Source organism: Streptomyces sp. B21-083 (assembly GCF_036898825.1).
In the GTDB taxonomy this organism is placed as follows: Bacteria; Actinomycetota; Actinomycetes; order Streptomycetales; family Streptomycetaceae; genus Streptomyces.
On record NZ_JARUND010000002.1, the window covers coordinates 87048 to 98952 of the forward strand.

The 11905-nt window shown below is 75.3% G+C and carries 1 protein-coding gene; it reads right to left on the minus strand.

All coding sequences use genetic code 11. From position 1 onward, the window contains the following. Positions 1-42: 42 nt before the first annotated feature. Entirely contained in the window at positions 43-11829 is an 11787-nt protein-coding gene (locus QA861_RS24685; RefSeq protein WP_334590763.1) for an SDR family NAD(P)-dependent oxidoreductase, read from the minus strand. Positions 11830-11905 lie beyond the last annotated feature (76 nt).

An 11905-nucleotide genomic window follows, 5' to 3' on the forward strand; every position in this document is an offset into this window, starting at 1 on the left:
CCTCGTCTTCTCCTGGAAACGGCCGTACGTGGATCCGGGGCGTCACGAGATGCCCAGCTGGTTGTCGATGAGGTCGAAGATCTCGTCGTGTGTGGCGGACTCGATGCGGTCCGCGGTGACCGGGCCGTTCTCCTGTCCGTCGGGTTCGGCGGCTTCGAGGCGGGCCAGCACCTCGCGCAGCCGCTGGGAGAGCCGGTCGCGGTCGGGGGCGTCCGGCGCGAGGCCGGCGACCAGTTCCGCGAACCGGTCCAGCTCGGCAAGCGGTGCGGGAGCCCCCGTCTGCCGGCGTCGGCCGGTGGTCGCGGCGAGGTGACGGGCCAGTACTTCGGGGGTCGGGTGGTCGAAGACCATGCCCGCCGGGAGCCGTACGCCGGTCGCGGACGACAGCCGGTTGCGCAGTTCCACGCCGGTGAGGGAGTCGAAGCCGAGTTCCTTGAACGCCCGGGTGGGCTGGACCAGTTCGGGCGACGGGTGGCCGAGGACGGCGGCGGCGTGGCCGCGGACCAGGTCCAGCAGCGCGCGCTGGGCGTCCGCCCCCGACAGCCGGGCGAGCCGGTCCGCGAGGCCCGCGGCCTCCCCGCTGCCGTTGCCGTTGTCGTTCGCGGCGGTGGCCCGCCGACGCGGGGTCCTGACCAGGCCGCTGAGCAGTGCCGGTACGTCCTGTCCGGCGCCGGCACGCAGGGCGGCGGTGTCCAGCCGCGCGGCCAGCAGGTAGGCGTCCTCGGCCAGGAGAGCCACGTCGAACAGGGCCAGTCCTTCCGCCGAGGTCAACGGGGTGACCCCGCTGCGGTTCATGCGCCGTAGGTCCACCTCGCCGAGGTGGCCGGTCATACTGCTGCGTTCCTCCCACATGCCCCAGCCGATGGACAGACCTGGCAGGCCCTCGGCACGGCGGCGCTCGGCGAGTGCGTCCAGGGCCGCGTTGGCGGCGGCGTAGTTGGCCTGGCCGCCGCCGCCGAGGAGAGCGGCGGCGGAGGAGAACAGGACGAAGGCGGCCAGGTCCTCGTCCCGGGTCAGCTCGTGCAGGTTCAGCGCCGCGTCCGTCTTCGGGCGCAGTACGCGCTCCAGCTGGCCGGCGGTGAGGGAGGAGACCACGGCGTCGTCGAGCACACCGGCGGCGTGCACCACGGCCGTCAGCGGATGCTGGGCGGGTATGCCGGCCAGGACCTCGGCGAGCCGGTCGCGGTCGGCGGCGTCGCAGGCGACGACACTCACCTCGGCGCCGAGCGCGGCCAGTTCGTCGCACAGCTCGGCCGCGCCGGGAGCCTCGGGGCCGCTGCGGCTGGTGAGCAGCAGGTGCCGTGTCCCGTGTCCGGTGACGAGGTGCCGGGCCACCAGGCGGCCGAGGGTGCCGGTGCCACCGGTGATCAGGACGGTGCCGTCGGGGTTCGGGGCGGTGGGCGGCAGCAGCACGTTCTTGCCGGTGTGCCGGGCCTGGCCGACGTACCGGAACGCCTCCGGGGCCCGGCGCACGTCCCAGCAGGTGAGCGGCAGCGGGGTGAGGGCGCCCTGCCGGAACAGGTCGAGGATCAGGTCGAGCATCTGGGCGATGCGCTCCGGGCCCGCCTGCGCCAGGTCGTACGCCCGGTAGCGGACCCCGGGGTGGGCGGCGGCGACGGTGTCGGCGTCGCGGATGTCGGTCTTGCCCATCTCCAGGAACCGCCCGCCGCGCGGCAGCAGCCGCAGGGAGGCGTCCACGAACTCCCGTGCCAGACAGTCCAGTACGACGTCGGCACCGCGTCCGTCGGTCTCGTCGAGGAAACGGTCGGCGAAGTCGAGGGTGCGGGAGGAGGCGATGTGGTCGTCGTCCAGGCCGAGGCCGCGCAGGACGTCCCACTTGCCGGGGCTCGCGGTGCCGTACACCTCGGCTCCGGCGTGCCGGGCGAGCTGGACGGCGGCCATGCCGACACCGCCGGCCGCGGAGTGCACCACGACCGTCTCCCCCGCCGTGAGGCCGCCCAGGTCGAACAGGCCGTAGTGGGCGGTGAGGAAGGCGATCGGTACGGAGGCGGCCTGGGCGTAGGACCAGCCGCGCGGGATCGGGGCGAGGGTGCGCCGGTCGGCGACCGCGACGGGGCCGAAGGCGCCGCCGAAGACTCCGAACACCCGGTCACCGGGGGCGAGATCGGTCACTCCGGGGCCGGTCTCCAGGACGGTGCCCGCTCCTTCGCTGCCGAGGATCCGCTGGTCGGGGGCGAGGCCCAGGCTGACCGCGATGTCCCGGAAGTTCAGGCCGGCGGCGCGGACAGCCACCCGGACCTCGCCGAGGGCCAGCGGGGCAGTCGCCTCCGGAGAGGGCACGAGGACCAGGCCGTCGAGGCTGCCCCCTCCGGTGGTGTCCAGCCGCCAGGCCGGTTCGCCGGGCGGCGGCGTGAGCGTCCCGGACCGGCCCGACCTCGCGAGCCGGGGCACGAGCGGGTTCCCGGCGCGTACGGCGGACTGGGGCTCCCTCGCGGTGTGGGCCCAGCCGAGCACGCGGGGCAGGGCGTCCGCCGACTCGGTGGTGCCGTCCAGGTCCAGCAGGACGAAACGGCCCGGGTGTTCGGTCTGGGCGGCCCGGACGAGCCCCCAGGCAGCGGCCTGCGCGGGGTCGGCCGGGTGTCCGCCGGGCCCGGTCGCGACCGCGTCGCGGGTGACGACCACGAGCGGGGCGTCGCCGGAGCGGGGGTCCGACATCCACCGCTGCACGACGTCGAGGGTGGCGGCGGCAGTGTCGCGGACTCGGGCGGCCTCGTCGGGGCCGGGGTTGGCCGGGCAGGTCCAGACGACCGCCGTGGGCGCGCCGGAGCCCGCGTGGTCATGCGCCACCCAGCCGGTGAGCGGGGCGGTGGTCTTGGCGTCGCCGGGGGCCGGGGTCCAGTCCAGGCGGTACAGGCCGTCCCGGCCCGCGACGGCAGCGGCCGACAGGTTGGCGGCCGGCGGGCGCAGGACCAGGGACTCGGCGGACAGGACCGGCCGCCCGGTCGGGTCCCAGGCGTCCAGGCTCACCGCGTCGGGGCCGGCCGGGCCGATCCGGATCCGCAGGGCGGACGCCCCGGTGGCGTGGGCGGTGACGCCGTTCCACGAGAACGGCAGCCGGGCCGGGCCCGGCCGGTCGCCGAGCAGCGCGGACGCCTGGAGGGCGCCGTCCAGCAGGGCCGGGTGGAGGAGGTATCCGCCGCTGTCCGACTGCCGTTCGAGCGCAACCTCCGCGTATACGTCGGTGCCGTCGCGCCAGGCGGCGCGCAGCCCCTGGAAGGCGGGGCCGTAGCGGAATCCGGCCTCGGCGAAGCGGTCGTACAGGCCGTCCAGGTCGACGGGTTCGGTGCCGGCCGGCGGCCAGGCGGCGGGCGCGGGCGGGCCGTCGGAGCGGTCGCCCGGGGCCAGGGTTCCGGTGGCGTGCGAGGTCCAGTCCGTGCCGGGGGCGGTCTCGGACCGGGAGTGCAGGCCGAGGGGCCGCCTGCCGTCGTCGTCGGGCGGTCCGACGCGCAGCTGGATGTGGACGGCGTCCCGTTCGGGGAGGATCAGCGGGGCCTGCAGGGTCAGTTCGTCGACCAGGGCGCTGTCGACCTCGTCCGCGGCGCGCAGGGCGAGTTCGAGGAAGGCGGTGCCGGGCAGCAGGTTCGTCCCGGAGACCACGTGGTCGGCGAGCCAGGGGTGTGTCCTGGACGACAGCCGTCCGGTGAGCACCTGCTCCCCGGAGTCGGCCAGATCGACGGCGGCCCCCAGCAGCGCGTGGTCCGTGGAGGCCAGCCCCGCGGCGGCCACGTCACCGGTGCGGACGGGGACGTCGAGCCAGTAGCGGGTGCGCTGGAAGGCGTACGTGGGGAGGTCCGCCGGCGGGGGTTCCGTGGCCGCCGGCCGGGATGTCCGGCCGGTGGGGCCGAGGGCCGGGGCCCAGTCCACGGGCACGCCCTGGACGTGGGCCTCGCCCAGCGAGAGCAGCAGCCGCTCCTGGCCTCCGTCGTCGCGGCGCAGGGAGCCGACCACCACTCCCGTGGCCCCGGTGTCCTCCAGCACCTCCTGGACGGCCGGGGCGAGCACGGGGTGCGGGCTCGACTCGACGAAGGTGGTGAATCCGGCGTCGGTCAGGGCCCGGACGGCGGGCTCGAACTCGACTGTGCCCCGCAGGTTGCGGAACCAGTAATCGGCGGTGAGTTCGGGGCCCTCGATCCAGTCGGCCTCCAGGGTGGAGAACATCCGGGTGCCGGACGTGGTGGGGGCGATGTCGGCGAGGACGTCGAGCAGTTCGTCGCGAAGGATGTCCATGCCGGCGGAGTGGGACGCGTAGTCGACCTCGATGCGCCGGGCGCGTATGCCGTCCTTCTCGCAGGCGTCGAGGAGTTCCGCCAGTGCCACGGTCTCGCCGGCGACCACGGTGGAGCGCGGGCCGTTCACCGCGGCGACCGAGATCTTCTCGCCCCAGGGGACGAGCAGTTCGCGGACGCGGTCGGCGGGCAGGGCCACCGAGGCCATGCCGCCGTTCCCGGCGACGGCTCGCAGCAGCCTGCTGCGCAGGGCGACGACCTTGGCGCCGTCCTCCAGGGTGAGAGCCCCGGCGACGACGGCCGCGGCGATCTCGCCCTGGCTGTGGCCGAGTACGGCGTCCGGCTCGACCCCGTAGGACCGCCAGGCCTCGGCCAGCGAGACCATGACGGCCCACAGGGCGGGCTGGACCACGTCGACCCGTTCCAGGTCCGCGGCGGAGGCCAGCACACCGGTCAGGGACCAGTCGACGTGGGGGGCGAGGGCCCGTTCGCAGTCGGCCATGCGGGCGGCGAAGACCGGTGACGAGTCGAGCAGTTCGAGCGCCATGCCGGTCCACTGGGCGCCCTGGCCGGGGAAGACGAACACGGTGCGGCCGGCGGCGGTCGCGGTGCCCCGTGCCACGGTGGCCAGGGGTGCGTCGGCGGCCAGCGCCCGCAGACCGGCGGTCAGTTGTTCCCGGTCGCCGACCAGGACGGCGCGGTGGTCGTGGCGGGTGCGGGTGGTGGCGAGGGCGAGGCCGATGGCTGCGGCGCTGTGGTCCGGCCGGGCGTCGGCGTGGTCGGCGAGCCGTTCGGCCTGGGCGCGCAGTGCCTCGGGGGTGTGGCCGGAGAGCACCCAGGGGACGGGATGTCCTTCGGCGGCGGGCTCGGGCCCTTGTTCTTCTTCCGCCAGGTGTTCCAGCACCAGGTGGGCGTTGGTGCCGCTCATGCCGAAGGAGGAGACTCCGGCGCGGCGGGGGCGGTCGGGGTCGGCGGGCCAGGACCGCTCCTCGGTCAGGAGTTCCACCGCGCCCGCCGACCAGTCGACCTGCGGGGTCGGCGCGTCCACGTGCAGCGTCCGGGGCAGCACCCCGTGCCGCATCGCCTGAACCATCTTGATGACCCCGCCCACCCCGGCGGCGGCCGAGGTGTGCCCGACATTCGACTTGAACGAGCCGAGCAGCAGGGGCCGGTCCGCCGGACGGTCCTGGCCGTACGTCGCCAGCAGCGCCTGCGCCTCGATCGGATCCCCGAGCCGGGTCCCCGTACCGTGTGCCTCGACGACGTCCACGTCACCGGGCGACAGCCGGGCGTCGGTCAGCGCCGCCCGGATCACCCGCTGCTGCGAAGGCCCGTTCGGCGCGGTCAGACCGTTGCTCGCCCCGTCCTGGTTCACCGCGCTCCCCCGCACCACCGCCAACACCCGGTGGCCGTTGCGGCGGGCGTCCGACAGTCGCTCCAGCAACACCGTGCCGACGCCTTCGCCGAAGCCGACTCCGTCGGCGGCCTCGGCGAAGGGTTTGGAGCGGCCGTCGGAGGCCAGGCCGCGCTGGCGGCTGAACTCGACGAACAGTTCGGGGCTGGACATGATGGTGACGCCACCGGCGAGGGCGAGGGCGCACTCGCCGGAGCGCAGCGCGCGTACCGCGAGATGCAGGGCGACCAGCGAGGACGAACACGCCGTGTCGACGGTCACCGCCGGGCCCTCCAGGCCCAGGACGTAGCTGACGCGGCCGGACACGACGCTGCCCGAGTTGCCGGCGCCGAGGAAACCCTCGACCTCCTCGGGGATGTGGGGCAGGAGCCGGGCGGCGTAGTCCTGGTGCATCACGCCGACGAAGACGCCGGTGGCGCTGCCGCGCAGGGTCGTCGGGTCGATGCCGGCACGTTCCAGCGTCTCCCAGGAGGTCTCCAGGAGCAGCCGCTGCTGCGGGTCCATCGCGAGCGCCTCACGCGGGGAGATACCGAAGAAGCCCGCGTCGAACTCCGCCGCGTCGTACAGGAAGCCGCCCTCCCGCGCGTACGAGGTGCCGTGGCGCTCGGTGTCGGGGTCGTGGAGGGCGTCCAGGTCCCAGCCCCGGTCGGCCGGGAAGTCGGCGATGCCGTCGGTGCCGGAGGCGACCAGGTCCCACAGGTCGTCGGGCGAGCGGACGCCGCCGGGGTAGCGGCAGCCCATGGCGACGACGGCGATCGGGTCCTCGTCAACCGCCGTGCCGCCGGTGGCGGACTGGGCGGTGGTGGTCGCCGGGCCGCCGGTGTCCGCGCCGAGCAGTTCGCCGCCGAGGTGGGCGGCGAGGACCTCGGGGGTCGGGTGGTCGAAGACGAGGGTGGCGGGCAGCCGCAGCCCGGTGGCGTTGCTCAGTCGGTTGCGCAGGTCGACGGCGGCCAGCGAGTCGAAGCCGAGGTCCCGGAAGGCGCGGCCCGCCTCGACGGCCTCGGGCGTCGGGTGGCCGAGTACGGCGGCGACCTGACCGCGCACCAGGTCGAGGAGTTCACGGCGGCGGCCCGGGGCGTCCAGGGCGGCGAGCCGTTCCGCCAGCGGGCTCCGGTCGTCGTCGGCAGCGGCGGCGAGGGCCACCTGGCGTCGGGCGGGCAGCCTGACCACGCCGTGCAGCAGACGGGGTACGGGTTCGCTCTCGGCCCGGGCGCGCAGCGCGGCGGTGTCCAGCCGCAGGGCCACCAGGAGCGGTTCGTCCACGGTGAGCGCGGTGTCGAGAAGGGCGAGTCCCTGCTCGTCGGTCAGGGGCGGCAGGCCCGAGCGGGCGATCCGGCGGACCTCGTCGTCGCCGAGGTGGCCGGTCATCGCGCTGCGCCGCTCCCACAGCGTCCAGGCGATGGACCGGCCTGCCAGGCCCTGTGCCCGGCGGTGCTGGGCCAGGGCGTCCAGGAAGGCGTTGGCGGCGGCGTAGTTGCCCTGTCCGGGGCCGCCGAAGGTACCGGCGGCGGAGGAGAAGAGCACGAAGGCCGCGAGGTCCATGCCGGCGGTGAGCCGGTGCAGGTTGAGTGCCGCGTCGGTCTTGGGGCGCAGGACGGCGTCGACTCGGTCGGGGGTGAGGGAGGAGATCACTCCGTCGTCGAGCACTCCGGCGGTGTGCACCACGGCCGTCAGCGGATGCTCGGGCCGCACGTCTGCCAGGACTTCGGCGAGCCGTTCCGCGTCGGCCGCGTCGCAGGCGACGACGCTCACCTCGGCGCCGAGCGCGGCCAGTTCGTCGCGCAGCTCGGCCGCGCCGGGAGCCTCGGGACCACTGCGGCTGGTCAGCAGCAGCTGCCGTACGCCGTGTTCGGTGACGAGGTGCCGGGCGACGCGGGCGCCGAGCAGGCCGGTGCCCCCGGTGATCAGGACGGTGCGATCGGGGTCGAGCGTCGGCGCCGGGTCGTTCTGGACGGTGATCCTTGCCAGCCTCGGCACGAGGACCTCGGTGCCGCGTACGGCGAACTGGGTCTCGCCGGTGGCGGTGAGCACGGCGGCGACGGCGGCGGACACGTCGGTGTCCGGGTCGACGTCGACGAGGTGGAGGCGGCCCGGGTGTTCGGTCTGCGCGGAGCGCACCAGGCCCCATACCGCGCTGTGCGGCAGGTTCGGCACGTCCTCGCCGGGCCGGGCGGAGATCGCGCCCCGGGTGACCAGGACGAGCCGCGCCCCGGTGAACCGGTCGTCGGCGAGCCACTCCTGGAGGAGCGCGAGGGCGTCGTGCACGGCGTTACGGGTGGTGTCGGCGAGTCCCTCGGCGTGGTGGTCCGGGGCCGCACCGAGGTCGGCGACAACGAACTCCGGCAGGGCGGCGCCGACTTGCCGCAGCGCGGTGAGGTCCGCGTAGGCGGTGACGTCCGGGCTGTTCGCGGCGGGGCCCAGGATCGCCCAGGAGGCCGAGGTGGGGCCGGGTACCGCGCGGGCGGGCGTCCAGTCGAGGCGGAAGAGCGAGTCGTGGTGGTGGCCGGTGGCCGGGGCCGTGAGGCTGCCGGCGGCGACCGGCCGCAGGGCGAGGCCGTCGACGGTCAGGACGGGCCGTCCGGCCTGGTCGAAGGCGTGCAGCGACACCGTGTCCGGTCCGGCGGGGGTGATCCGCAGCCGCAGACCGGTCGCGCCCTGCGCGTGGAGGACGGCTCCGGTCCAGGCGAACGGCATCCGGCCCTCGGCGGCTTCACCGAGGCCGGTCGCGTGCAGGGCGCTGTCGAGGAGCGCGGGATGCAGCCCGAACCGCGCGGCCTCCGCCTGCTGCTCCGAGGGGAGACTCGCCTCCGCGTACACCTCCTCCCCCAGCCGCCACGCCGCGCGCAGCCCCTGGAACACGGGCCCGTAGGCGAAGCCGCCCTCCGCGAACCGCTCGTACAGCCCGTCCAGTTCCACCGGTTGTGCGCCCGCCGGCGGCCAGGCCGTCGACTCGTCCCGTTCCGGCTCCCCGGCCGCCGGGACCAGGAGGCCTCGCGCATGGCACGTCCACGACACGTCGTCCGTGCCGTCCGGGCGGGCGTGCAGACTCAACGGGCGCCGCCCGTCCCGGTCGGGGGCGCCGACGGCGAGCTGTACAGCGACGCCGCCCTCCGCCGGCAGGACGAGGGGGGCCTCCAGGGTGAGTTCCTCGACCTGGGCGCAGCCGACCTGGTCGCCCGCCCGGACCGCCAGCTCCAGGAAGGCGGTGCCGGGCAGCAGGACGGCGTCGCGGACCGCGTGGTCGGCGAGCCAGGGGTGGGTGCGGGTGGAGAGGCGGCCGGTGAGGAGCAGGCCGTCCCCGTCTGCGAGGGCGACGACCGCGCCGAGCAGGGGGTGGTCGGCGGCGGTGAGGCCGGCCGAGGCCATGTCGCCCTGGGGCGCGGCGGAGTCCTCCAGCCAGTACCGGCGGCGCTGGAACGCGTAGGTCGGCAGGTCGGCCCGGTGGGTGCGCCGACCGGCGTAGGCGGCCCGCCAGTCGACGCGTACGCCGTGCACGTACAGCTCGCCTACAGCGGCGAGGAACCTGTCCCCACCGCCGTCGTCACGGCGCAGCGTGCCGATGACCACGGCCTCCTCGGCGCCGGCCGCCCGGGCGGTCTCCTCGATCGGGACGGTGAGCACCGGGTGGGGGCTGACCTCGACGAGGACATGGTGTCCGGCGGCCAGCAGGGCGCGGGTGGTCTGTTCGAACTCGACGGTCTGCCGCAGGTTCCGGTACCAGTAGCCGGCGTCCAGGCCGGTGGTGTCGAACGGTTCGCCGGTGACGGTCGAGTAGAAGGGGATGTCGGAGGGGCGGGGGCGGATGCCGGCCAGCAGGGTGAGCAGTTCGTCGTGGATGCGTTCGACGTGGGCGCTGTGCGAGGCGTAGTCCACGGGGATGCGCCGGACCCGGAGGTCGCGGGCGGTGAGCCGGTCGATCAGCTCGTCCAGCGCCGGCTGGTCGCCGGAGACGACCACGGAGGCGGGCCCGTTGACGGCCGCGACGGACAGGCGCCCGTCCCAGTCCGTCAGCAGGGCGCGGACCTCGTCGACCGGCAGCGGTACGGACGCCATGCCACCGGCGCCGGCGAGCGCGGCGATGGCCTGGCTGCGCAGGGCGACGACCTGGGCGCCGTCCTCCAGGGACAGTGCCCCGGCGACCACGGCGGCGGCGATCTCGCCCTGGCTGTGCCCGACCACCGCCGACGGTTCGACACCGTACGACCGCCACAGCTCGGCCAGCGACACCATCACGGCCCACAGCGCGGGCTGGACCACGTCGACGCGGTCCAGCGGCGGGGTGCCGGGGGCGTCGCGCAGTACGTCGGTCAGGGACCAGTCGGTGTGAGGGGCGAGGGCGCGTGCGCAGTCGGCGATCCGCTCCGCGAAGACCGGGGCGGAGTCGAGCAGTTCGGCGGCCATGCCGGTCCACTGCGATCCCTGGCCGGGGAAGACGAACGCGGTGTCGGCGCCGGGGGCGCCGGTGCCGCGCAGCACTCCCGGGTCGGGGGTGTCCTCGGCCAGGGACCGCAGGCCGCGCAGGAACCCGTCCTCGTCGGCGGCGATGACGACGGCCCGGTGTTCGAGGGCGGCCCGGGTCGTGGCCAGGGCGTGGCCGACGTCCAGGGGGCGCTGTCCGGGGTGGGTGTCGAGGTGGGCGGCGAGGCGGCGGGCCTGGGCGCGCAGGGCCTCGCGGCTGCGGGCGGAGACGGGCCAGGGCAGGGCGGCCGGGAGGCCGGGCTCGGCGGCGTCGGACGGGTCGGCTTCGCCTTGAGGTGCCGCCTCGGGCTCGGGGCCGGCCTGTTCGAGGACGACGTGGCCGTTGGTGCCGCTGATGCCGAAGGACGACACGGACGCGCGGCGCGGGGCGCCGGTCTCCGGCCAGGCCACGGCCTCGGTGACCAGTTCCACGGCGCCGGCGGACCAGTCGACCGTGGGGGTGGGCTGTTCGGCGTGCAGCGTGGGCGGCACCGTCCCGTGCCGCATCGCCATGACCATCTTGATGATGCCGCCGACGCCCGCCGCGGCTTGGGTGTGGCCCATGTTGGACTTCAGGGAGCCGAGCAGGAGTGGCCGGTCGCCGGGCCGGTCCTGGCCGTAGGTGGCCAGCAGCGCCTGTGCCTCGATGGGGTCGCCGAGCGGGGTGCCGGTGCCGTGTGCCTCGACCACGTCGACCTCGGCGGCGGTGAGCCCGGCGTCGGCGAGCGCCCGACGGATGACCCGTTGCTGGGCGGGCCCGTTGGGGGCGGTCAGTCGGCTGCTCGCGCCGTCCTGGTTCACTGCGGTGCCGCGTACCAGGGCGAGTACGGGATGCCCGTTGCGGCGGGCATCCGAGAGACGCTCCAGCAGGAGCATGCCGATGCCCTCGCCCCAGCCGGTGCCGTCGGCCCCGGCGGCGAAGGACTTGCAGCGGCCGTCGGCGGCGAGCCCGCCCTGCCGGCTCATCTCGACGAACGGCACCGGCGTCGACATGATCATGGCGCCGCCGGCCAGCGCCAGCCCGCACTCCCCCCGGCGCAGGGCCTGGGCGGCCAGGTGGAGGGCGACGAGGGAGGACGAGCAGGCGGTGTCCACCGTCACCGCCGGGCCCTCCAGGCCGAAGGTGTAGGAGAGGCGGCCGGAGGCGACGCTGTCGGAGCTGCCGTTGCCGATGTACCCCTGGATGTCGTCGGGGACCTGGCGCAGCCGCAGGGCGTAGTCCTGGTACATCACGCCGACGAAGACGCCGGTGTCGCTGCCGCGCAGGCCGCCCGGGTCGAGGCCGGCGCGTTCGAAGGCCTCCCAGGTGGTCTCCAGGAGCAGCCGCTGCTGGGGGTCCATGGCGAGGGCCTCGCGGGGCGAGATGCCGAAGAAGGCGGGGTCGAAGTCGGCGGCGGCGGTGAGGAATCCGCCTTCGGCGGCGTACGTCGTGCCAGGGCGCTCCCTGGTGGGGTCGTACAGGGCGTCGAGGTCCCAGCCCCGGTCGGCGGGGAAGCCCGCGACCGCGTCGGTGCCGGAGGCGACGAGCTGCCACAGCTTCTCGGGGGAATCGACTCCGCCCGGGTAGCGGCAGCTCATGCCGACGATGGCCACGGGTTCCTGCTGCTGGGCCTCCACCTCCTGCAGCCGCCGCCGGGTGCGGTGCAGGTCGGCGGCGACCCGCTTGAGGTAGTCGCGGAGCTTGTCGTCGTTCAGCGTGGCGTCAGTCACTGTGCACCGTCACCTTCGGGGCCTTCGAGCGGGCGGGCTCGGGCGTGGGGAGTCGCCGGGTCGCGGATGTGGGCGT